The 24,786-nt window shown below is 28.7% G+C and carries 27 protein-coding genes; 26 read left to right on the forward strand and 1 reads right to left on the reverse strand.

The genetic code is table 11. From position 1 onward, the window contains the following. The first annotated feature begins 195 nt into the window (after positions 1-195). The 15 genes from BET03_RS10340 (at position 196) to BET03_RS10405 (ending at position 15,213) form a co-directional block, all read left to right on the forward strand. Positions 196-1,374: a pyridoxal phosphate-dependent aminotransferase gene (locus BET03_RS10340; RefSeq protein ID WP_120170023.1), complete on the forward strand. Its 1,179-nt coding sequence runs from the start codon at positions 196-198 to the stop codon at positions 1,372-1,374. A gap of 33 nt (positions 1,375-1,407) precedes the next feature. Next, the gene (locus tag BET03_RS10345) at positions 1,408-1,800 is read left to right on the forward strand and encodes a (deoxy)nucleoside triphosphate pyrophosphohydrolase (protein ID WP_120170025.1); all 393 of its coding nucleotides are present in this window, start codon (positions 1,408-1,410) and stop codon (positions 1,798-1,800) included. Between the two features lie 105 nt (positions 1,801-1,905). Beyond that, positions 1,906-3,009 carry a metallophosphoesterase family protein gene (locus tag BET03_RS10350; protein WP_120170185.1) on the forward strand — a complete coding sequence of 368 codons (1,104 nt, stop codon included), beginning with the start codon at positions 1,906-1,908 and terminating at the stop codon, positions 3,007-3,009. Then, on the forward strand, positions 3,009-5,765 hold the full coding sequence (locus BET03_RS10355; RefSeq protein ID WP_120170027.1) for an AAA family ATPase: 2,757 nt from the start codon (positions 3,009-3,011) through the stop codon (positions 5,763-5,765). The genes BET03_RS10350 and BET03_RS10355 overlap by 1 nt, the downstream gene beginning before the upstream one ends. A gap of 104 nt (positions 5,766-5,869) precedes the next feature. After that, positions 5,870-6,556, forward strand: coding sequence for a metallophosphoesterase (locus BET03_RS10360; RefSeq protein ID WP_120170029.1), 687 nt, complete (start codon positions 5,870-5,872; stop codon positions 6,554-6,556). Between the two features lie 40 nt (positions 6,557-6,596). Beyond that, positions 6,597-7,148, forward strand: a complete 552-nt coding sequence (locus BET03_RS10365; RefSeq protein ID WP_120170031.1) for a class IV adenylate cyclase — start codon at positions 6,597-6,599, stop codon at positions 7,146-7,148. A gap of 113 nt (positions 7,149-7,261) precedes the next feature. After that, positions 7,262-7,879, forward strand: a complete 618-nt coding sequence (locus BET03_RS10370) for a hypothetical protein (protein ID WP_120170033.1) — start codon at positions 7,262-7,264, stop codon at positions 7,877-7,879. 75 nt (positions 7,880-7,954) lie between these two features. Further along, positions 7,955-8,116, forward strand: coding sequence for a hypothetical protein (locus BET03_RS13695; RefSeq protein WP_183108829.1), 162 nt, complete (start codon positions 7,955-7,957; stop codon positions 8,114-8,116). Between the two features lie 108 nt (positions 8,117-8,224). Then, a complete protein-coding gene (locus BET03_RS10375; protein WP_120170035.1) occupies positions 8,225-9,496 on the forward strand; it encodes a M14 family metallopeptidase in 1,272 nt (423 codons plus the stop codon). 175 nt (positions 9,497-9,671) lie between these two features. Then, positions 9,672-10,421: a GNAT family N-acetyltransferase gene (locus BET03_RS10380; protein WP_120170037.1), complete on the forward strand. Its 750-nt coding sequence runs from the start codon at positions 9,672-9,674 to the stop codon at positions 10,419-10,421. Positions 10,422-10,567: 146 nt separating this feature from the next. Beyond that, complete coding sequence (locus tag BET03_RS10385) at positions 10,568-11,959, forward strand: TldD/PmbA family protein (protein ID WP_120170039.1); 1,392 nt, start codon at positions 10,568-10,570, stop codon at positions 11,957-11,959. Between the two features lie 129 nt (positions 11,960-12,088). Beyond that, entirely contained in the window at positions 12,089-13,444 is a 1,356-nt protein-coding gene (locus tag BET03_RS10390) for a TldD/PmbA family protein (RefSeq protein ID WP_120170041.1), read from the forward strand. A 21-nt stretch (positions 13,445-13,465) separates the two neighbouring features. After that, positions 13,466-13,831, forward strand: a complete 366-nt coding sequence (locus tag BET03_RS10395; protein WP_120170043.1) for a hypothetical protein — start codon at positions 13,466-13,468, stop codon at positions 13,829-13,831. A gap of 69 nt (positions 13,832-13,900) precedes the next feature. After that, complete coding sequence (gene ndk, locus BET03_RS10400) at positions 13,901-14,299, forward strand: nucleoside-diphosphate kinase (RefSeq protein ID WP_120170044.1); 399 nt, start codon at positions 13,901-13,903, stop codon at positions 14,297-14,299. An 83-nt stretch (positions 14,300-14,382) separates the two neighbouring features. Continuing rightward, entirely contained in the window at positions 14,383-15,213 is an 831-nt protein-coding gene (locus BET03_RS10405; RefSeq protein WP_120170046.1) for a carbon-nitrogen hydrolase family protein, read from the forward strand. A gap of 71 nt (positions 15,214-15,284) precedes the next feature. Here BET03_RS10405 and BET03_RS10410 read toward each other — a convergent pair whose 3' ends face one another. Continuing rightward, positions 15,285-15,482, reverse strand: coding sequence for a DUF378 domain-containing protein (locus tag BET03_RS10410; protein WP_120170048.1), 198 nt, complete (start codon positions 15,480-15,482; stop codon positions 15,285-15,287). A gap of 137 nt (positions 15,483-15,619) precedes the next feature. On the opposite strand from BET03_RS10410, the gene splB reads away from it, so the two are divergent. The 11 genes from splB (at position 15,620) to BET03_RS10465 (ending at position 24,779) form a co-directional block, all read left to right on the forward strand. Then, complete coding sequence (splB, locus tag BET03_RS10415) at positions 15,620-16,642, forward strand: spore photoproduct lyase (RefSeq protein WP_120170050.1); 1,023 nt, start codon at positions 15,620-15,622, stop codon at positions 16,640-16,642. Between the two features lie 244 nt (positions 16,643-16,886). Continuing rightward, entirely contained in the window at positions 16,887-19,238 is a 2,352-nt protein-coding gene (gene ppsA, locus BET03_RS10420) for a phosphoenolpyruvate synthase (protein WP_120170052.1), read from the forward strand. Between the two features lie 641 nt (positions 19,239-19,879). Beyond that, a complete protein-coding gene (locus tag BET03_RS10425; protein ID WP_183108830.1) occupies positions 19,880-20,299 on the forward strand; it encodes a hypothetical protein in 420 nt (139 codons plus the stop codon). A gap of 280 nt (positions 20,300-20,579) precedes the next feature. Continuing rightward, complete coding sequence (locus BET03_RS10430; protein ID WP_120170056.1) at positions 20,580-21,131, forward strand: Na+/H+ antiporter subunit E; 552 nt, start codon at positions 20,580-20,582, stop codon at positions 21,129-21,131. Then, positions 21,091-21,333 carry an MrpF/PhaF family protein gene (locus BET03_RS10435; protein WP_243096920.1) on the forward strand — a complete coding sequence of 81 codons (243 nt, stop codon included), beginning with the start codon at positions 21,091-21,093 and terminating at the stop codon, positions 21,331-21,333. Before BET03_RS10430 ends, BET03_RS10435 begins: the two co-directional genes overlap by 41 nt. Continuing rightward, positions 21,330-21,623 carry a monovalent cation/H(+) antiporter subunit G gene (mnhG, locus tag BET03_RS10440; protein ID WP_120170060.1) on the forward strand — a complete coding sequence of 98 codons (294 nt, stop codon included), beginning with the start codon at positions 21,330-21,332 and terminating at the stop codon, positions 21,621-21,623. The genes BET03_RS10435 and mnhG overlap by 4 nt, the downstream gene beginning before the upstream one ends. Then, positions 21,620-22,156 (forward strand): Na(+)/H(+) antiporter subunit B, encoded by a 537-nt coding sequence (locus BET03_RS10445; protein WP_120170062.1) that lies wholly within the window; start codon positions 21,620-21,622, stop codon positions 22,154-22,156. The genes mnhG and BET03_RS10445 overlap by 4 nt, the downstream gene beginning before the upstream one ends. Further along, on the forward strand, positions 22,149-22,412 hold the full coding sequence (locus BET03_RS10450) for a Na(+)/H(+) antiporter subunit B (protein WP_120170064.1): 264 nt from the start codon (positions 22,149-22,151) through the stop codon (positions 22,410-22,412). The genes BET03_RS10445 and BET03_RS10450 overlap by 8 nt, the downstream gene beginning before the upstream one ends. 24 nt (positions 22,413-22,436) lie before the next feature. Beyond that, positions 22,437-22,841: an MnhB domain-containing protein gene (locus BET03_RS10455; protein ID WP_183108831.1), complete on the forward strand. Its 405-nt coding sequence runs from the start codon at positions 22,437-22,439 to the stop codon at positions 22,839-22,841. After that, entirely contained in the window at positions 22,841-23,182 is a 342-nt protein-coding gene (locus BET03_RS10460; protein WP_120170068.1) for a sodium:proton antiporter, read from the forward strand. Before BET03_RS10455 ends, BET03_RS10460 begins: the two co-directional genes overlap by 1 nt. A gap of 1 nt (position 23,183) precedes the next feature. After that, positions 23,184-24,779, forward strand: a complete 1,596-nt coding sequence (locus BET03_RS10465; RefSeq protein ID WP_120170070.1) for a complex I subunit 5 family protein — start codon at positions 23,184-23,186, stop codon at positions 24,777-24,779. The last annotated feature ends 7 nt before the right edge of the window (positions 24,780-24,786 follow it).

Here is a 24,786-nt window from a genome sequence, read left to right on the forward strand (position 1 = left end):
CCACCTATTTCTAATATTATCATATTAGAAAATTCTAATATGTTTATATTCTTATTGTATATTGTTTCCTATAATTAATCAAGGGGTATTATATGAAGATTAATAGTTTGCTATTAAAGTTATTTTAAATAAATTTCAAAAAATTATTATTTTAGTGTAAACTATATACAAGAAATATTAAAGGAGGAAAACAAAATGTTATCAGAACGATTAAAATACATAACACCATCCTATACAATAGCAATAAGTAGTAAAGTTAGTGAGTTAGAAAGGAAGGGTGTAAAAATACTAAATTTAAGCATTGGAGAGCCCGATTTTTTAACCCCTAATTCTGCTAAAAATGAGGGTATTAAAGCAATAGAAAATAATAAAACTAAATACGATCATCCTGCAGGAATAATAGAACTAAAAGGAAAAATCTTAGAAAAGCTTAAAAGGGAAAATAATATAGAATACGAAATAGATGAGATAGTTGTTTCAAGTGGAGCAAAACATGCAATTACTAATACGTTATTGGCACTACTTAACTATGGAGAAGAAGTAATTATTCCTGTTCCATATTGGGTAAGCTACCCTGAGATGGTTAAATTAGTAGGTGCAAAACCTGTATTTGTTAAAACTTCAAAGGAAAATGACTTTAAAATTACCCCAGCTCAATTGGAAGAACATATTTCACCAAAAACTAAAGGGATAATAATATCTAACCCTTCTAATCCAACAGGAGCAATATATAGTAAAGGGGAATTGGAGGGAATAATTGAAGTATGTAGTAAAAATAATATTTATATAATTGCAGATGAAGTATATGAAAAAATTAGATATATTGATAATTTTGTAAGTATAGCTTCTATATCAGATAAGGCTAAAGAGGTAACTATAACGATTAATGGGTTATCTAAGTCAGCATCTATGACTGGGTGGAGAATAGGATATTCAGCTTCAACAAAGGAAATAGCAAAGGCCATTTCAACTATACAAGGACATTTAGTATCACACCCATCAACTATTTCACAATGGGCAGCATATGGAGCACTAAACTACTCACAAGAAGAAATGGATAAAATGGTAGAAACCTATAAAAAGAGAAGAGATAAAGCTAAAGCCATGCTATCTAAGATTGATGGTATATCCTTTGTAAATCCAGAGGGTGCCTTCTATATATTTATTGATATATCTAAGCTTAAGGATAAAATTAATTTTGATGATAGTTTTTCAATTGAATTTTGCAACAGGTTATTGGAAAGTCAAAGGGTAGCTGTAGTCCCTGGAATTGCATTTGGTATGGATGATTATATTAGAATATCATATGCATGCGATATGGATATTTTAGTTGAAGCTATACGAAGGATGGAAGATTTTATTGAAAACTATTAATTTAAAGGTTGAAATTTAAGGTTGGTGAGTTAAGTGTTAATAGTTACAGCGGGGATAATAAAGAAGGGAAATAAAATACTTATAACCCAGAGAAAAGATGAAAAGAATCAGGCACTTAAGTGGGAATTTCCAGGTGGGAAATTAGAAGAAGATGAAACTCCAAAGGAATGCCTTAGAAGGGAAATAATGGAGGAATTAGATATTAAAATAGAAATAGAGGATATATATGAGGTTGTCTATCATAAATATGAAAATGTAACAATATTATTACTATGCTATATGGCAAAATATATATTAGGTAATCCAAGGGCAATAGAATGTAATGATTTTAAATGGATAGAAATTGAAGAATTAAAGGATTATGATTTAGCTGAGGCAGATAAAAAAATAAGGAATAAACTTTTAGGGTCAGGCCTGAATAATTGAATTATTTCTAACTTTCAATTATTCAGGCCCGACCCTTTTTTTGTTTAAAAGGAGGAATAAACATTGTAAATATCGAATAAATGTTCTATGAAGTGGGGTGATAAAATGGAAATTAAATGTATTCATACAGGAGATATCCATCTTGGGATGGAATTTAAAAATGCTAGCTTTGATAAGGAACAGGCCTATAATAGGAGAATAGAGTTATGGGAAACATTTAATAGAATAATAGATAGGGCTAAAAAGAAAGAAGTAGACCTATTACTAATTGCAGGGGATTTATTTGAAGATAAGTATTGTACTATTGGAGATGTAAAGCGGATAAGTGACAGATTTCGGGATATTAAAGGTACAAAGGTAGTAATTGCAGCAGGAAATCATGACCCATGCTCTAACAAATCCCTATATAGATTAATTGAATGGTCAGATAATGTACATATTTTTGATAGTAATACTGTTCAAAAAATTGAGTTTCAAGATATAAATACCGTTGTATGGGGATTAAGTTGGGATAAAAAAGAAGAGAAGGAAAGTCTTTTAGATAATTTAGAGGTAGAAAATGATGAAAAAATAAATATTTTATTGGTTCATGGGGATCTGTTAAATGATAGATCAAATTATTTACCAATTTCTAAAGAAAAGTTAATAAACAGTAGGTTTGACTATATAGCATTGGGACATATTCATAAACCTCAATTTATAGATGATAATATAGCATATTGTGGAAGTCCAGAACCATTAGATTTTGGAGAACCTGGTGACCATGGAATAATAGAAGGAGTTATATCAAAGGAAAAAATAAAAATGACCTTTACTTCTTTAAGAAAGAGGGAATTTGTTATAAAATCTTTAGAGCTAAATGAAAGTATGAGTTTTAACGACATAATAGATTTAGTCTCTAATTGTGATGAAGAGAAAAATAGAAGGAAAAACCTCTATAGAATTGTTTTAAAAGGGGTAAGGGACAGTGATATTAACATAGATTTACAGGAGTTAAAGAATATTTTAAATGATAAGTTTTACTATATAGAATTAATAGATAAATCAAAGCCTGACTATGATATAGACAAAATATTAAAAGATAATAAAGGAAATATAATTGGATGTTTTATAGAAGAAATGAAAAAGAAAGGGTTAGATGATCCTATAGTAAAAGAGGCATTATATTATGGTTTAGAAGAGCTTTTTAAAGAGAAGGTGATAAAATAATGATTATCGAGGAATTAATTTTAAGTGCCTTTGGTAAATTTAAAGGTAAGCATTTAAAGTTAAAAGATGGATTGAATGTAATTTATGGCAACAATGAGGCTGGAAAAACAACTATACATAAGTTTATAGAAGGAATGTTTTATGGCTTTTTTAAACCATATACTAAACGAAAACTTTATACTGATGACTATCATAAATATCTTCCATGGGATTGTAATGAATATAAAGGAATCCTTAAATACAGATACAAAGATTCTATATATAGAATTGAAAGGAATTTTATGAAGAGAAATGATGAAGTTAAAATATATGATGATAAAACTGGTGAAGATGTCACACATATGTTTGAATATGATAATGTAACTAGACTTCACAATCCAGCTTCTCTTCATTTAGGATTAAATAGTATAGTATATAATAATACAGTAAGTATAAAGCAATTAGGCAATAAAACAGAAGAATCTCTAGCAAAGGAAGTAAAGGATAGCCTTATTAACCTTGGGGGAAGCTTAGATGAAGATATATCAATAAAAAGGGTTTTAGAAAGACTTGATAAAAAAATTGAAGATATAGGGACAGAAAATAGGATAAAAACCTCACCATATGGTAAGTTGGTAAATGATTTAAACAAGCTTTATGAAAAGAGAGATGAAACAAGAAAAATATACGATAACATAAAAATATATCAGGAAAGATTAAATATTGTATCGAAGGAGCTTGATTCTTTATTAAGTAAAAGGGATAAAGTAAAAGATAAAGTATCACTAATTGATGGTTTAAAAACTAAGAAGCGTTACTTAGAAGGTAAAAAGTTATATGATGAAATAGAAAAGCTTAAGGAAGAAATTTTAAAACTTGAGGAATATAAAAATATAAATGGGGATGATTATACAGAAACTTTAAGATTAGATGATAGGATTAAAGAGTTAGAGAAAAACTTAAATGAAGCCAAGAAAGAGCATAATAATCTGCTAGATGGCTTAAATGATATTGAAAAGGAAATAGAAAAATTAAAATACTTTGAAGATATAGAAGATGATGAAATAGATAATGTAATGAGTAATTTTAATATTTTAATGGAAAAGGAAGAAAAAGTAAAATCAATAGATGAAGAGATTAAAAAGTATAAAGAAGAGTTAGATAAAACTAACTGTAAAAAAGAGTTCAATAACATTGAAAAAGACTTTTATGAACATGAAGCTAAGGAAGAAGAAAGAAACAAATTAATATATTCTAAAAATGAATCAAAGAATATTTTGCTTGAATCAAAGCTAGGTGAGAAGAAAAGAAGTTTAAAAAGGTTAAATATTTTTGTGGGAGTATCAGGTATAGGAATGATTTTACTTAGTATATTAGGTTTTTTAATAAATCCATTGATTTTAACTGCTAACATTATACCGTTGGGTACTTTATTATACTCTATTGTTAAGTCTAAGACATTAAAAAGTGATATTAATTCTTTAGTAAAACAAGTTGAAGAAACAAAAAAGAGAAAATATGAGATTGAACAAAAAGTTAATAAGCTCGAAGAAGAAATGAAAAATATTTTAAGAAAGCATGGATGTTTATCAAAGGCTGAACTTACAAGGAAGTTTAATGAATATAATAGGAACAATAACTTGCAAAATAATATAACTATTATTAAAAGACTTGAAAATCAGAAAAAAGAGTTAGGAAAGGAAATAGAAAATTTAAAAGGGTTTATTAATAAATATTTGACTTTAGTTGGGTTAAAGGAAGAAATAAATCTTGAAAATATTATGCAGGTAAGAAATATGTATAAAGAATATACTAAATTAAAGAATAGAAAAACACAGATAATCGAAGCTAAAGAAAAACTTTCAAAGTCAGTAGAGGAAATTAATCAAAAACATTTGGATACTAAGGAAAAGTATAAAGAAATTATTTCTAAAAACAAATCAAAGAATATACAAGAGTTTAAAGAAAAACTAAATAAGAAAAACAGATATATTGAAATTTGCCAATCACTAAAAAATAAAGAAGAATTATTAAACAGAGTTTTAGATAATGAAGACCTTGAAACCCTTGAACATAGGGCTAAAGAATTTATGGATATAGATACAAAAGATATCGAGGAATTAGATGAAGAATTAGATAGAGAATTTTTTATTAACAAATTAGAGGAATTAGAAAGGGAAATATCAAGACAAAAAGAGGAAAAGACAAGGCTAGAAGAAAAGATTAAGAATTTAACTTCAAATACAGAACCATTGGTTGATATAGAAGAAGAAATCATTAGAAAAACTAAATTGAAAAGGGACTTTGAAAGAAAGATTAAAGCATTAAATATTGCTAGAGATACAATAAATAGGATTTCAAAGGAAATTCAAAGTGATTTTGCACCTAAGCTAAATAAAAAGGTTGGTACAATAATAGAAAAGATTACTAATGGTAAATATAATGAAGTAAAGATTACAGATAGTATAGATATTAAGGCTGTTAACCCACATGGGGCAAATCTTATAGATATAGAAAAGCTAAGTGGAGGTACAATTGACCAGTTTTACTTTGCCACAAGGTTTGGAATTATTGATATAATTAGAGGAGATAATAATCTTCCATTAATTTTAGATGATTGCTTTGTACAATATGACAATAAAAGGTTATATAATATACTTAGTTTCCTTATAAAGGAGTCTAATAAAAGGCAGATAATATTATTTACATGCCATAAAAGGGAAAAAGAAGTATTAGATAAAATAAATACAGATTATAATTTTATTGAAATAGGTTAAAGTAGAACTTTAAAAGTTTTACTTCAACCCAGAGAAATGTTGAAAAATAGCCAATTTAAACTTAAAGTTAAACTTTAACTTTAACATAGATTAGAGGTGAAAATATGGCAGTATATGGTATAGCAGATTTGCATCTTGACCCCATTGGAGATAAGCCTATGGATATTTTCGGAGAAAACTGGGTGGACCATGAAAAAAAAATATTTAACCATTGGAATAAGGTTATTTCTGATGATGATTTAGTTCTTATTCCAGGAGATATATCATGGGCATTAAAGCTTGATGAAGCTAAAGTAGATTTAACGAAAATAGATGAACTTCCCGGTATTAAAGTTATAGGTAAAGGTAACCATGATTATTGGTGGGGTACTAAATCAAAACTAAACTCCCTAAAGCTTAATTCTATTCACTTTCTTTATAATGACCATTTTATATATAAAGATATAGCTATATGTGGAACTAGGGGATGGCCCTCTAAAGATAGTGAGGAGTTTGACCCACATGATGAGAAGGTGTTTAATAGAGAGGTAAATAGGCTAGAACTATCATTAAACTCAGTATGTAAACAAGTAAATAAAATAATTGTTATGCTTCATTATCCACCTTTTAATATAGATAAAACACCTAACGAGTTTGTAGAGGTAATGAAAAAATATAATGTAGAAGTTTGCGTCTATGGTCATTTACATAGTGAGGGACATAAATTTGCTGTTGAAGGGAAAATTGATGGAATAGACTTTCATTGTATTTCATGTGATTACATTAACTTTAAACTTAAAAAAATCATGTAATGATTATGAAAAATACTGCACAATAGGAAGGTGAGTTGCAATGGGAAAAGAGCTAGAGGTTAAAGTACTTAATATAAATAAGGATGAGATTGAAAAGAAATTAAAGGATTTGGGAGCTAAACTAATAAAGAAGGAGTATCAGATTAATACCATATTTGATACAGAAGACAGATATATAAAAAATGAAAAGAATGGTTATTTAAGAATAAGAGAGAGAAGGGATTTAGTTAATAAAGATACAGAATACATATTTACCTTAAAAAGGAATATAAGTAAAGATGGTTTAAGGGAAAATGTTGAGATTGAAACTAAAGTAGAAGATAAGGAAGCTTTAACGGAAATACTAAAGAATCTAAAATTAAATAAAAAGCATCAAGGTGAAAAGGAAAGGATTAGTTATAAATATGAAGATATAAGATTTGATATAGACACATGGGATAAAGAAACATATCCATATCCTTATTTAGAGATTGAAGTAAATAGTAAGGATGATTTAGAAAAGGCTATAAAGCTTTTAGAATTAAATAGGGAAAATGTCACTTCAAAATCACTAGGTGAACTTAGAATGGAATTGGGATTAGAAGACTTGTAAACAAAAAGCAGCCAACTATGGCTGCTTTTTTTTTCACTAAAATTGGTTCTTTGCATAGTATAAATTAGGGAATAATAGGGATTAATAATTTGAATAGAGGTGATTATATTAGCATGAATAATAAACTGCCTAGTAAAGGTTCATCTGTTACCGATTTAACTGATGATAAAAAAGGGTCTAAAGGTATAGGCACTATGCTTTTGCCCTTCATGGCTATCTTACTAACTAACCAAGGTGGATTTAATTTTAAAAAACTAAACCTTGATACTAATTTAGATGAAAAAATAGAGATGTTAGATAGAATTAAGAATTATTTCTATTATAATGACCAGGTTAACCTATGTAAAGCAAAAGATGTATTAGAAATTTTAAACAAAATGAAAAAGATTAAAAGGGAAAAATATAATGAGGAAGTAAGTGCAAGTACTGTGGATCAGTTAACCAGAGATGAAAGAAAGGAAAGAATAATAGAAGAATTGATAAACTATTCAGAAGGAAAAAATAGAGATATTATGGAAAAGGCCTTGACTGTTAAGAAAAACTTGCAACAAGTACAAACTAAAGTCCTTTCTAATAGAGAAAATGCTGTTTCTAGTGTAGATAGTAGTATTGAACCTTTAATAATGGTTGCAAAAAGTTTTGAACCTGTAATGAATGAAAGCTCCAGGAAGACAATAAGAAAGTTAGAAAAAATAATTAGAATTTTAAGAGAATCAGATGATGAGTTTTAAAATTGTAACGGAAATACCCCTTGATGAATATTATGTATTAAATTAAATCAACTAATTGTTTAAGGGGGTTTTCTAATGTCTAAAGGATTTTTTGGAGATGGAGATGAAAGTTTACTTTTCTTTTTCTTACTTTTAGTATTGTTCTTTAATAATGGAAATTGGTTTGGAGAAGAAGGAGATGAAAGCCTACTATTCTTCTTCCTACTATTAGTTATACTATTTGGATACGGCTACTAAAATACTTAAAAATTAATGAATCATGAGTCAGGGGATATTCCTCTGACTCATGATATTTGTACCGTTTTTGATTATTTTGAATAGATTATAGAATAAGAGGTGGTGATAATGAGAGTATTAAGATTAGGTTCCACAGGAACAGATGTAATGGAAATACAATCACTTTTAGATAAAATTGGATATAACCCTGGACCTATTGACGGTATTTTTGGATATAGAATTCAGCAGGCAGTTATTAATTTTCAGCGTGATAATGGCCTTGTACCAGACGGTATCGTTGGACCTAGAACATATAGTATACTTGAAAGGTTTTTACTTGGATATGATAATTATGTAATAAGACCAGGAGATACATTATATGACATAGCTAGAAGGTATTATACTCAAGTAGATAAAATTTTAACTGCCAATCCTGGTCTTAACCCTTATAATTTAACTATAGGCAGAGAAATTGTTGTTCCATATGGAATTGATGTAGTAGATACAGATATTGAATATACCCATGAAATAATGGAAAGGGATATAAGGGGATTACAGGCTAGGTATCCATTTTTGGAAGTAGGTTCTATAGGTAATAGTGTGTTAGGAAGAGAGTTATATTATATTAAACTGGGAAATGGCCCTAATGAAGTATTCTATAATGGTGCACACCATGCCCTTGAATGGATAACTGTACCTTTATTAATGAAATTTATTGAGAATTTTTCAGAAGCTTATGCAGAAGGAAGTTCAATTCGCGGATATGATATAAGGGATATCTGGAATCAAAGTACAATTTATATTGTACCTATGGTAAACCCTGATGGTATTGATTTAGTTCTTAATGGCCTCCAGAGAGATAACCCATATTATGAAGAATTATTAGAATGGAATGATACCGGTCTGCCCTTCTCACAGGTGTGGCAGGCAAACATAAGGGGAGTAGATTTAAATCATAACTATAATGCTCTATGGGAGCTTTCAAAGGAAGCAGAACCTAGATATGGAGTTGATGGTCCAGGACCTACAAGATATTCAGGACCTTATCCAGAATCAGAACCGGAATCAAGTGCAGTAGCAAACTTTACTAGACAACATAATTTTAGATTAGTATTAGCATATCATAGTCAAGGAGAAGTTATCTTTTGGGATTTTCAAAACATGGCTCCACCAGTAGCTAGAAGAATAGGAGAATTATTATCACAGGTAAGTGGATATAGACTTGCTGAAGCTTATGGAATTGCTTCATATGCAGGTTACAAAGACTGGTTTATTTATAGATATGGAAAGCCGGGATACACAATAGAGGTTGGAAGGGGTAGAAATCCATTGCCAATAACTCAATTTGACAGAATATATAATGATAATGAGGAACTATTAATTTTAGCTTCAGTTGTTTGAGAAATAGATATTTCAAATTAAAAATCTAAAATAAAAAATTGAAAATTATTGTAGGGCTGAATTTATTCAGCCCTAAACATTTTATGAAAGTAATTATAAATTTAAAATATGAGAGGAAAATTCTATATTTTAGAGAAATATAACATTAGGGTCTTTTTAAAGGAGGATAAATAAAATGCTTAATATAAGGAGAGTCAATAAGGAGGATAGGGAAGATATAATCTCTATATCAACGACAATTTGGGAAGGTGATGATTACATACCTAATATTGTGGATAAATGGATTGATGATAGAGAAGGAGAATTCACAGTAGCAGAGCTTAATGGACAAGTTGTAGGATTTGCAAAACTTACTGTATTAAAACCAGGGGATATATGGCTTGAAGGTATAAGGGTAGATAAAAGGTATAGAGGGTTAGGAATTGGAAAAGAGATGACCAGGTATTTTATTGATAAAGCAAAAAGGATGAAAGCAAAATCAATATCACTTTCAACTTATATAGAAAATCATGAAAGTATAAAAATTATTGAGAAAAATGGATTTAAAAAATCTGTTTCTTTTAAGATATTTTATGGTAATGATAATTACCAAAGTACCAAAAAAGCCAAGAAATATAAAAAGGTAGATAACTTTGATGATATATCTTATATTTTAGATAGTAATCAGATGAAATTAAGAAAAAATTATATAGCTTTTGATTGGACTTTTATAAAATTGGATAAAAAATTATTAGAAGAATTAATTAATAGAGGGGATGTTTACGTATTAAAAGAAAACAATGAAGTCAAATCAACATTAATATTAAGTAATAAAATGTCTAAAGCAAATGGTCTATCACTTTCATATATAGATGGTGAGGATTATTATGAGGATGGATTAAAATTTGCAGTTAACAAATTTAAAAGTAAAGGATATGTGAATTAGTCTTTATGTGTCCAAATATAGAAAAATTACGTAAGACTGCACAAAAATTAAACTTAATATTCTTTAATGAGAAACCATTAGATGTATTTGTATATGAATATTTACACCAATAAAATATTGGAATTTAAATATAAGGAGGGAATTGTATGTTGAATAAATCGGTTATAGAGGCTGTAATTAATGATGCACTATCTACTGGAGGGGATTTTGCAGAAGTTTATTTAGAAGATAAGTATAATACTGGATTAACTATGATAGGTGGAAAGGTTGAGAAAGGTCTTTCGGGAAGGGATTATGGAGTAGGTATTAGAATTTTTAATAAAAACAATAGCATATATGCATACACTAATAATTCATCTAAAGAAAACCTTATTAAAGTAGCAAGGGAAGCTGCAAAGGCTCTATCAGAAAATAAGAAGGATATTGCTATTGATTTAAGGAAAAGTTCATTAGACAATAAACACTTTATTAAGGTACTTCCAAATAACGTAGAAAAGGCTAAAAAAGTAGAGCTTATGAGAAGGGCCTATAATACAGCTAAAAATTATGATGAAGTAATTTCTCAGGTTACAGTTAATTATATGGATGTAGAAAAAAATATTTTGATTGCAAATTCAGAAGGGCTATTTGTTGAAGATAAAAGGGTTAGGACTAGAATTGCAATTAACGCTGTTGCTTCAAAAGATGGAGAAATGCAGTCCGGTTTCTTTGGTCCAGGTGCCCATATGGGATTTGAATTTTACGAGAAAATTAATATTGAAGAATATGCTAAGGAAGCAGCTAGAATTGCTAAAACTATGATAAATGCTGACCTATGCCCTAGTGGGAAAATGCCTGTTGTTATAGAAAATGGATTCGGAGGAGTTATATTACATGAAGCATGTGGACATGGATTAGAGGCTACATCAGTTGCAAAGGGTACTTCCATATTTACAGGGAAAATTGGTGAAAAAGTAGCATCAGACTTAGTAACTGTAGTAGATGATGGAACTATACCTAATGAATGGGGGTCACAAAATATAGATGACGAAGGTATGGAGACTAGAAAAAATGTATTAATAGAAAGGGGAGTATTAAAAGGATATTTAATAGACAAGCTAAATAGTAGAAAAATGAATATGGAGCCTACAGGTTCAGGGAGAAGACAATCATATAAATATGCCCCAACATCAAGAATGACAAATACATATATATGTAATGGAAAATCTACTAGAGAGGAAATTATTGAGAATACGGAATATGGACTCTATGCAAAATATATGGGAGGGGGTTCTGTAAATCCTTCAACGGGAGATTTTAACTTTGCAGTAATGGAAGGATATATTGTAAAAAATGGAAAAATAGAAAAACCAGTACGAGGAGCTACACTTATTGGTAATGGAAGAAATATTTTAAAAGAAATAGATATGGTTGGGAATAATCTTGCCTTTGGTCAAGGGATGTGTGGTTCATTAAGTGGTTCTTTACCAGTTAATGTTGGCCAACCAACAATAAGGGTAAGATCTATAACTGTAGGGGGAAGAAAGGCAAAAAAATAAAAGCTTCCCCACTACCATTATTTACAGAGTTTAAAAAAGACTTCGGAGAAAAATTTGAGAACACTAATTTACTAAAGAAACTGAAATTAAAATAGTCATATTTAGAATTAACAAAAAGGGGGCAGAATAATGGACATTAAAGAGCTAGTAGATAGATTATTTGAATATGGAAAAAAGCAAGGTTTTGAAGATATGGAAGTTTATATCCATGGCAATAAAAAGTTAGATATAAAAATATTTAAAGGGGAAATAGATAAATATAGTCTTGCAGATGAAAGGGGATTATCCTTTAGAGGAATATATAAGGGAAAAATGGGATATTCCTATACAGAAAAATTAGATAAGGATTCTATAAAAACCCTTGTTACAGATGCAATGGATAATGCTTTAAACATTGATAGTGATGATGAGGAGTTTATATTTAAAGGTTCTAAAAATTACAAAGAAGTAAAAAGTTTTAATAAAGAACTAGAAAATATATCTACAAAAGAAAAAATAAATTTTGTAAAAGAGTTAGAAAAAGAAGCCTTTGCCTTAGATAAAAGGGTAGTAGCCGTAGATTATTGTTTTTATGGAGAAGAAACTGTCTATAGTAGGATAGTTAATACTAAAGGATTAGATTTAGAAAACAACTCTAATATTGCATACTCCTATATCTCTGTGGTGGTTAAAGATGGAGATGATGTAAAAACATCAGGAAAATATATAATTACAAATGATTTTTCAAAGTTTCATGTTAAATCATTAGCAAAAGAGGCAGTTGATGAGGCTATTTCAATGCTAGGTGCTGATAGCATTGAATCCGGAGAATATACTACTATATTAAGAAATGATGTGGCTGCTAATATTTTAGAAGCCTTTGTTCCAATTTTTTCTGCAGAAAATGTACAAAAGGGTTTATCATTGCTTAAAGATAAAATAGGTAAGGAAATAGCTAATTCTAATATAACAATAGTAGATGACCCATATATGGAAGGAGGAATAGCATCAAGTTCTTTTGATGCAGAAGGTGTTAGTACAAAATATAAAAAGGTTATAGATAATGGAATATTAAAAACTTATTTACATAATTTAAAAACAGCTAAAAAAGATGGTGTAGAGTCTACAGGTAATGGATATAAAGGTTCTTATAAATCACCTATTTCCATAGCTCCATCAAATATGTATATTAAAAAAGGACAAAATAGTTTTAATAAAATAATAGAAGATATTGAAAAGGGAATATTAATAATTGATGTGCAGGGACTACATTCTGGACTTAATCCAGTTTCAGGAGATTTTTCCCTTTCTGCATATGGATATGAAATAGAAAAAGGGAAAATAAAAAGGCCTATAAATCAGATAACTATCGCCGGTAACTTTTTTGATATGTTAAAAGAAATAGAGGTTATAGCTGATGATCTTAAATTTGTATTACCTTCAGGTAATGGATTTATAGGATCTCCTTCATTGAAAATTAAAAAACTTTCAATTTCAGGGAAATAAGCAGGAAACGGAGGAAGATTTATGGCAAAGAAAAAGGAGAGGCTTATTAGAAGTTATTATTTTGTTTTATCACTTCTACTTGTGTTGTATATTGCATTATCTGTAACCTTAAATTATTTTGGATATTTTAGTATTAGTAATAATAAATTTACTTTCTTTGTAATTACATTTACATATTATTTAATAGTTAAAAACTTACTTGTAAGATATTATAAGAATAAAATTTTTCAAATAGAGCCTCAACTTAAGAAAAAAGATGAGAAAAAGAAACAACAAATAAAAAGTTTTGTACCAGAGGAAGGAGAAAAATGGTATAAAAATGTAAATTTAATGTATATAATAGGAATAATAATAGTAGTGCTCCTATTTAGTCTATTTGGAAGATAAATATCCAGCTATTTCAAGCTGGATGTTTTTTTTCAAGATAAAGTTTTACTAAAGAAAGGAGGAAGAATCTTGGAAGAAACCTTAGTTATTATTAAGCCAGATGGTGTTAAAAGGGGATTAGTGGGAGAAATAATTAATAGATATGAAAGGAAAGGATTAAAAATAAAAAACTGTAAGTTAATTAATGCAGATAGAGAAACACTAAGGAAACATTATGTAGAGCATGAGGGTAAGGATTATTTTAGAAAACTTATTCAATATATGCAAGAAGGACCGATAATAGTGATGGTACTTGAAGGTAATGAGGCAATTAAATTAGTAAGAAATATCAATGGTAATAAGGATTTTACTAAGGCAATCCCTGGCACAATAAGAGGAGACTTTGCAAGTAGTATTACGAAGAATATTGTTCACGGTTCAGACAGTGTAGAATCAGCAAAGAGAGAAATAAATGTATGGTTTAATTAATATATTAAAAATAATAAAAAGTTCAAGGGTTCCTATAATAGGTATAGAAGTAATAATATAAAAGGTAAATGGGAGGGAGATTGTTGGATAAGCTAAAAGTAGGTATATGCCAGATGATTATTACTACAGATAAAGATAAAAACTTAGAAAAAGCAGAAAATATGGTTAATAAAGCAGTAGAAAAAGGTGCAAAGCTTGTAGTTCTTCCGGAAATATTTAATTGTCCCTATAGCAATAAATATTTTCCTAAATTTGCAGAGAGTTATCCAGAGGGAAGAACCATTAAGTTTTTATCTAATTTGGCAAAGGAGAAAAATATTTACTTAATAGGTGGCTCAATACCTGAAAGGGATAAAGAGGGTAATATTTACAATACTAGTTATACTTTTGATAATAAAGGTAATATTCTAGGGAGACATAGAAAAGTACATTTGTTTGACATAGATATTGAGGGAGGAATAAGCTTTAAGGAATCTGATACATTAAGTTATGGTAAAGACATAACAGTTTTTGATACAGATTATGGAAAAATGGGTGTAGCTATATGTTATGATATAAGATTTCCTGAACTTATTAGGCTTATGGCTTTAAAAGGAGCCAGAATAATTATAATTCCTGCAGCTTTTAATATGACAACTGGACCAGCCCATTGGGATCCACTATTTAAAGTAAGGGCATTAGATAATCAGGTTTATATGATAGGTGCAGCACCTGCAAGGGATGAAAACTCACCTTATGTATCTTATGGGAACTCTATTATAACTGACCCTTGGGGAAGTATAGTAAATAAATTAGATGAAAAAGAAGGTATACTTGTGGAAGATTTAGACTTAGGAAAAATTGATAAAATAAGAAATCAATTACCATTATTAAAGCATAGAAGAACAGATTTATATGATCTTAAACTTATATAGATTATACAAGAAGAAAAAATTTTGTTAAAAAGAAATTCGCCAACTTTTAACTGGCGAATTTCTTTTTTTAATTATTCAACCTTTTCTCTTTCTCTAAATAATAATGATATACAATATAAACCAGCTAAACCTACAAGACCATATACTATTCTACTTAAAGCTGAAGTCTGACCACCAAATAATGAAGCTACTAGGTCAAACTGGAATAATGAAATAAGCCCCCAATTTAAGGCTCCAATAATTACTAAAATTAGAGCTAGTCTATCCATTAAATCACTCCTTGTTATAAACTTTTTCATATATAGTATTTCAAGAACTTTTTTTTATATACATAAAAAGGCTAGAATTTATTATTAGGTTTTTTTAAATACTATAGATAAAAGTAAATTAAAGGAGAAGATAATATATGAATTATATTCCCAAAAGGGTATATTTTGAAAAAAGAGCATTAGAATATCCATTAGGAGAAAAACTTTATAATCTTTTTAATAAAAAAGAAAATGTTGAAATTAAAATTTTAAAATCAAATAGAGTTACATCAATACCTGGAAAGACACCTCAAGAGGCTTACAGAGAGGGGAAAAATACTTTAGTTGTGAGGGTAAGAAAAAAACAAGAATTTCAAACTTGTAAGCCTTCGGCACATTATCAGCTTCCTTTAGTGTCTGGCTGTGCTGGAAAATGTGAATATTGTTATTTAAATACAAGGTTTGGAAACAAGCCATATACTACTATTTATGCTAATATTAACGAAATTTTAGAGAAGGCAAAGGATTATATAGAAGAAAGAAAACCTGATATTACTTATTTTGAAGCTGCAGCAACTTCAGACCCTATTCCATTTGAAGAATATACTGGAAGTTTAGCAGAAACTATAAAATTTTTTGGAAGAGAGGAACTTGGAAGATTAAGATTTGTAACTAAATTTCATCAAGTAGACAACTTATTAGGTATAGACCATAAAGGTCATACTACTATACGATTTAGCATAAATTCAGAAAAGGTAATAAAGGAGTATGAACATGGTACATCTCCTTTGGAAAAGAGAATAGAAGCAAGTAAAAAAATTTTTGATCATGGATACCATCTTGGTTTCATAATTGCCCCTATTATTAGATATGATGGTTGGAAGGAAGATTATTTGAATATGTTAAAAGCCCTAAAAAATAGCTTAGGGAAAGATATAGATAGGGAAATTCGTTTTGAGGTTATTTCACATAGATTTACTAGTAGTGCTAAAAAGAGAATATTAGAGGTATTTCCAAAAACAAAGCTTCCTATGGATGAAGAAGAAAGAAAATTTAAGTATGGACAATTTGGTTATGGCAAATATGTATATAAAAAAGAAGACTTAGAAGAAATAAAAGAATTTTTTAATGATAATATAAATTCTCTTTTTAAAAAGAGTACAATTGATTATATTATTTAAAAAGGCGAGGGAAGTTACTCAGTATTTTAGTAATTTATTTAAATATATTTTCTTAGATAAAAAACCCCTAATAGTTAAATCTTAGCTATTAGGGGACTTGTTTTTTCAGAAAAGTAGAAGGTAAATGTGTAACATATTTAATAATAGTATACATAAAACAAAATAAAATCCTAAATAGTATAACACAAACAATAAAAAGTATGTTATAATATTCATGATAATGATATAAAAAAGGAGGAAAAACATGAGTAATTATAAGTATATAAAATGGTTCAATGAAATTAATAAAGATAATATTTCACTAGTTGGGGGTAAAGGAGCTAATTTAGGTGAATTAACCATAAAGGGTGTTAATGTACCACCTGGTTTTTGTATAACAGCACCTGCATATACTTACTTTATAAACAGTGCTAATCTAGATGATGGAATAAAAAAGATTGTTAAAGGTCTTAATATAGAAGATTCTAATGAGCTTCAAGAAAAAAGTGCAGAAATAAGAAAATTAATTGAAGAGGCAGATATTCCAGAGGAGTTAGTTAAGGAAATAGAAAATGCTTATTTAGAATTTAGTGAAAAAGTAAATTTACAGAATCCAAGGGTTGCAATAAGAAGTTCTGCAACAGCAGAAGATCTTCCTGATGCTTCCTTTGCAGGACAGCAGGATACTTACCTTCATATAAAGGGAGTTAAAGAAGTTATTCAATATGCCAAAAAGTGTTGGGCATCTCTTTGGACAGGTAGAGCAATATATTATAGAGAGAAAAAGGGATTTGACCATTTTATAGTTTCATTAAGTGTTGTTGTACAAAAGATGGTTAATAGTAAGATATCTGGTGTAATGTTTACTGCTAATCCTATTACAAACGATTCTAAAGAAATAATGATTAATGCAAGCTGGGGATTAGGAGAGTCAGTAGTTTCAGGAACAGTTACTCCAGATGAATTTATTGTAAATAAGGAAGGGTTAAGTATTGTTGAAAAGAATATAGCAGAAAAAAATACTATGATAATAGAAAAGGAAGAAGGTATTGGAACTATAGAAGTAAAGGTAAAGGATATATTAGGAGAAAATGCTGTAAATGCACAATGTATAAGTGATGAGGAAGTTAAGAATTTAGCTAATAGTGGAATTACAATTGAGAAACTATATAACTCTCCACAGGATATTGAATGGGCAATTGATAATGATACTGAAGAGTTATATATATTACAATCTAGACCTATTACTACACTTAAAGACAAAAAAGAAGAGGTGGTTGAAGTGAAAAAGGAAAAGGTAGTTTTAGTGAAGGGATTAGCTGCATCACCTGGAATGGGTGCTGGTAAGGTTAGAAATATAAAAGATATAAATGAAATATCAAAGGTTCAAGAAGGAGATATTCTTGTAACTACAATGACAAATCCTGATATGGTTCCTGCAATGAGAAGGGCTAAAGCAGTGGTAACTGATGAAGGTGGAAGAACTTGTCATGCAGCTATTGTTTCAAGGGAATTGGGAATACCTTGTATAGTAGGAGCTAAGAATGCAAGTAAGATACTTGAGGATGAAAAGGTTATTACAGTAGATGCAACTAGAGGAGTAGTATATGATGGAAAGGTTATTGATGAAGATAAAGAAAGTAAAAAGGAACAGTCAGGTAATATAAGTATAAATGAAGAGTTATTACACCAATTAGCACCAATAACAGGAACAAAAATATATATGAATTTAGGAGAACCTTCTATAATAGATAAATATAAGCACTTACCTTTTGATGGCATAGGTCTTATGAGAACAGAGTTTATTTTTACAAATCTAGTTGGTGCCCATCCAATGTATTTACTTAAAACAGGCCAAGAAAAATTATTTATAGAGAAAATGGCTGAGGGAATAACAAAAGTAGCTCAAAAAATATATCCAAGACCCCTTGTAGTAAGATTAAGTGACTTTAGAACCAATGAATTTAGAGGACTAAAGGGTGGAGAAGAGGTAGAACCAGTAGAGAATAACCCTATGATAGGTTGGAGAGGTGTATCAAGATATATTTCTCCTGAATATGAAGAAGGTTTTAGATTAGAATGTAAAGCTATAAGAAAGGTTAGAGAAGAATATGGTTTAATCAATGTATGGACTATGCTTCCTTTTGTTAGAACTACATGGGAGCTTAAAAAGGCTAAGGAAATAATGGCATCAGAGGGTCTTGTTCAAAGTAATAACTTTAAAATATGGATAATGGCGGAAGTACCATCAGTTATATTCCAAGCTGAAGAATTTGCACAACTTGTAGATGGGTTTAGTATAGGTAGTAATGATTTAACACAATTAATTTTAGGTGCAGATAGGGATTCAGGAATATTAAATAGTATGGGATATTTTGATGAAAGGGACCCTGCTGTTAAAAAGGCAATATCTACACTAATTAAAGCTGCCCATAAGTATGGAAAAATTGTATCAATCTGTGGCCAAGGACCTTCATTATATCCAGAATTTGCAGAGTTCTTAGTAAAAGAGGGTATAGATAGTATGAGTATAAACCCGGATACTGTTGCATATACTAGAAAACTTGTTGCACAGGTTGAACAAAAGATTATATTAAGTAAGTTAAGGGGAGAATAAAGATATAAATCAATTGAAAATAGAAAAAGGTTGCCCTCTGGCAATCTTTTTTTATTGTCGAAGTAAAAAGTATATTTCTATGAATTGTTGAAACAATGAAGAATACTGTATTTATGTATTATTGAAAATTTTGTAAGACAATAAAAAAAGAGGGGTTGTAGGGGATTAAATCCCCTGCCTTATTAGAGGGGTGCTTAAGGGTTAAGAAGTACCCGCCGAAGGGGAACTAGGTTCCCCTAGCGGAAGCGAGCTTTGCTCGCTTTTTTTATTGTCGAAGTAAAAAGTATATTTCTATAAATTGCTCAAACAAAGACAAATAACAACTAACTAACAAATCTATAAAGTCGATGTTTTCCCTGTTTAGGAACTCAAACATTTTTTGGAAGAAATTGCAGGTGTGAATCTAAGTGAATTTAAGGCAGATAATAAATTGTAAATATTTACCATAAAATGATATTTTTATTCTTAAAGATTGACCTTAAAACCAAGAGCTAAGAGCTAGGACCTGAGGGCTAACAAAGCGTCGTCAAACGCATTTGTTCTATATTTATATACCTATGAATTGATTTTTTGCTAAATATTGATAGGTTTGAATAGTTTTATAAAGGGTAAAAAAACAAAAAAACTTTTAGTTATATATAATGATTAAAGTTAATATTTGTATTACAAATAATATTCTTTCAAAGAAGGTGATTTTTATGAACAAAGAAAAAAAGAGAATTGCTTCAATTATTAATGAGTTGATTTATTTCTTACTTAAAAATAATGCCACAAATATTAACATTGAGATAAAAGATAAAGAAAAATTTACCATAGTAGAGCTTACTATAAAAGATAAATTTTATATCGATAAAAAGGAAATTAGAGAACTTAAAGAAAAATTAGATATTCCTAGAGTAGAAGAAATAGAGGAGTATTATTGGCAATTAGCCGGTAATATAGAAGGAAAAGAAAGTTTATTTTTAATAGGAAATATGATTAATGATTCAAATGTGTATTATAACAAAAGCCAAGAATTTAAGATAGTTATTTGTAGGATGAAGGACATAAAATCTAAGTAGACATTTTTATGTCTTTTTATAGAAAATTAAGAATAAAATTATTATAAACTTTCTTAAAAATTAAAGTTTTTAAAGAAGATAGAAAGTACAAATCAAAATGCTTATATTTACAATTACTGACTACTTCAGTTATTTTATATTTATAGAAAGTAACAAAAACAAAACATTGAAACTTTAAACAAATATAGATATACTATAGTGGATAAAAAAGAAATTCTAAAATTAATAAAAAATTTAAAATAAACATTGTACATTTAAAAACAAGCTAAAGGAGGCTTATATGTACAAAAAGAAAATTAGCTATAGACTTTTTATTGTATTAGTTATATTTTGGATAATGTTTACGTTAGATTTTAGCATGTGGAATTTAATTGCCGGTGTAATAGTTAGTTATATTATTAGCAGATTATCCTTTGGAATTTATTATGATATTAAGGGGTTTAAGATTAAAATTCCTAGGTTTACCGTACTAATACAGTATTCACTTAGATTAATATGTGAAATATATAAGGCTTCGTTTTTCCATATTTTCAGAATAATAAAAAAAGAATATGCTCCAATGATTGTTGAAATAGAATTAAGTACTACAGACCCTTTAATAATTACTATTATTGCTAATTCCATAACTTTAACACCAGGAACTATTACTATTGACTCATATGATAACAAACTTTTGGTATTATCTATAGAGAATGATGGAGAATTTGGGAAATCAATTGAGAGAAATATAAAAGATAAGTTCGAAAGTATTCTATTAAGAAAGGATGAAAATATTGTTTCTACTGATAACTATGGTCCTTATAGTTGTAGCAATGGTAATAACCTCAATTAGAATGATTATTGGTCCTACAGTTTGGGATAGACTTCTAGCCCTAAATCTAATTTCTGCAAAAACAATTTTATTGCTTACCTTATATGGGTCTTATACTGATAATATACACGTCTTAGATGTAAGTATAGCGTATGGAATTATAGGTTTTTTAACTATAACTTTATTGTCACTATTCATTTCAAGAGGTGGAAGACAAAAATGATTTACAAAATCCTTCTTATTATTTCATGGATATATGTAATCTTTGGAGTTATAGGTATTTTTAGGTTTAATAATATGTATGCAAGGTTATTAACAGGTAGTAAGATTGATACAGCTGCTAGTATAACAATAATAGCAGCCTTAATTATTAGAGCGGGAATAAGTCAATTTTCCATCAAATTACTTTTAATATTGTTATTTTTAATGGTTACCAATCCAATAAGTAATCATGTTTTAGCAAGATCTGCTTATCTAAATGGTATTGAAGTAAAGAAAGAGGGGAAAGGATGAGAATAGAAACATTATTACAAATTATTATGATAATAATTGCTTTAACTATTATTTTAGATAAGGACAATTTAAGATTAGTAATATTTTCATCAGCTTTTTCACTTATAGCAGCTAGTTTATATTATATGAATAAATCTCCAGATGTTGCACTAGCTGAAGCTGCAATTGGAAGTGCTATAATTCCTTTGATTTTTATAATAGCAATAGAGAAACAAAAGCAATTTATTGTAGTAAACCATTTAAATGATGAATTTTTAGATAGAGATACTGGAAAAGGCTATAAGGTTTTAGAGGAATTTGCTAAGCATTATGGACTAAAGTTATCAGTATACAAAAACGATGATGGACAAATACAAGGGGCTTTTAGAGAAAGAAATATTGATTTAATTGTTGAAAAATCTCCTCAAGATAATAGAAAATATCTTTTTATAGGAAAAAAAGCAAGTATCCTTATGAATAAGTTAGAACAAATGACCAAAGATATAGAAGATATAAAAATAATAAAAGTAGAAGAGAGTGAAAGATATGATTAAAAGGATGTTTGCAATTATTATTTTAGTTGTAATTATGTTTGCCTTTTGGCTTGCATATCTAGAAATTGGTGAACTGAAAAATGAATATGCTAAAAATTATTATTTAGATAAAGGATTTGAAGAAACAGGATCAAAAAATCTAGTTACAGCTATTTATTTAGATTATCGACTATTTGACTCTATATTTGAGGCAGGAATTTTGCTACTAGCTGTAACAGGAATAATGTTTATGTCTAAAAATGATGAACGTAGATGAATTATAAGTTAATGGGGTGGTATATTGAGGATATCTTTAATTTTAGTATGTATAAGTAGGTTATTGTATCCTTTTATTCTTTTGTTCGGATTTTATATTATATTAAATGGGGACAAATCCCCAGGTGGAGGCTTTCAAGGAGGAGTAATATTAGCCACTGCTTTTTTCATTACCTACTTTATTGACCCTAAGAAAATAATCAATTTAAAATTATTGGTTAAAATAGAGAAATATCTTTTTGCTTTAATATTGATTGTTGCATGTATAAGTTATTTTACAAATGGAGAATTTTTTACTAACTTTATACCTGTTGATAGTCCTATAGAAAATAAAAGGATTTTTTTAATTTTGCTTAATTTCTTCATTGGATTGAAAGTAACTACAGGGCTTATTGCTGTATTTTCAGCTTTTATTGAGGAGGGAAGATAGTGAATATAGACATATTATTATCTTTTTTCGTTGTACTCATATCTTTGTTTGGATTAGTAGTTAGTAGAAATATAATAAAATCTATAATCTGTTTTAACATGCTACAGGCATCAGCAGTACTTTTGTTTTTAAATTTTGTCCATTCCAAAGAAGCTGTCATTCCCATATTATCTTCCATAGATTCAAACAAAAATATAGTAGATCCCTTACCACAAGCTCTTATGATAACAGCTATTGTAATAGGAGCTGCTATAACTGCCTTAGCTCTTATGTTTAGTATAAAAATCTTCCATTATTATGGGACACTTGATTGGGATGAGTTAATAAAAAGGGAGGGCTGATATGGAGTTTATCCCAGTATATATAATATTTATACCCATTATAGCTTCGATGATAGTATATTTATTTAATAATAAATATATTAGTTATTTGGCTTTGGTATCTCAAATATTGATTACAATAATATTTATCCCTTACTTTAATTTTTTAAAGGAACATGGAATTCATGAGCTTTATATAGGAGGTTGGAACAAGGCTATAGGGATAGCATTAAAAAATGATATGTTATCGCTGGCATTTATCTGTCTTAGTATAATTATATGGTGGTTAATTTTGATCTATTTTTGGGATAGAAGGAAAGTAGATTATAAGTTTTTATTTTTCTTTTTGTTTTTAGAAGGGGTATTTTTAGGGCTACTTCAAACAAATGATTTATTTAACTTTTTTGTGTTTGTTGAAGCGACTACTATAATATCTGCCATCCTTATTATCTATAAAAAAGATGGTTACTCAATTAGGGCGGGATTCTACTATTTGCTTTTTAATAGTGTAGGTATGATATTTTACCTAATAGGTTTAATATTAGTATATATAGTAGTAGGTACATTAAACATGGATGTAATTTCTAATACTATTATTTTAATTAAAGATACCAATATTGTAAAAATGGCATATATATTTATGATAGTAGCAATGGGAGTTAAAGCTGCCTTCTTTCCAGTATATAACTGGCTTCCCAAAGCCCATGGAGCAGCACCAGCGTCAATATCGGCTTTACTTTCTGGGTTATTAGTAAAGAGTGGATTGTATGGATTTATTAGAATAGGTCAAATTTTCCAGTTTAATTATTTTAATGAATTCTTTTTCCTAATAGGCTTTTTTACGGCTTTTTCTGGGGTGTTATTTGCAATAAGCCAAAAAGATATTAAACAAATTTTAGCCTTTCATACAATTTCACAAATAGGTATTGTTCTTATGGGATTAAGTTCGATGTCAGGAAATTTATATTATGGAGGGTTGTTACATCTTTTTAATCATGCCTTTTTTAAATCACTTTTATTTTTAGGAGCAGGACTTATAATTAATGAATATAAAGTGAGGAGAGTTACAGAAATAAGAGGAGTTTTTAAGAACTTCCCATTTATGTCAATATACATGATTGTTGGAATACTATCTATTACTGGAGCACCTTTATTTAATGGTTTTGTTAGTAAAAGTATTATTGAATATGAATTAAAAAATAGTTTTATTAAGGTTATTATGCTTAATATTGTAAATTTAGGAACTATAATATCCTTTGTGAAATTTTCCCAAATATTTTTCGGCAATTCTGATGTAAAAATCAACAAACATATAAATAGAACTTTCTCAATATTTTTATTGGCTTTAATGTGCATAATAATTGGTAACTTTTACAATCCTATAGCCAGTCACTTATTAAATATAGATTTACCATATGTTTGTCACTTAGATATCATAAAATGGGTTAAGTATATTGTTAATTTAGCCATAGGATATGTTATATATAAAAAAGTTATTGACAGAGATTATTGTTTAATAAAGAAAATAAGGCATACAAAGATTTCCTTTCAAACTTCTAATTTAATGCTTTTATTTTTTATATTTACGATGATAATCTGGAGTAGCATTCTAGTATAAGGTAGCT

Origin of the sequence: Thermohalobacter berrensis (assembly GCF_003609645.1) — a bacterium.
Lineage (GTDB): Bacteria > Bacillota > Clostridia > Tissierellales > Thermohalobacteraceae > Thermohalobacter > Thermohalobacter berrensis.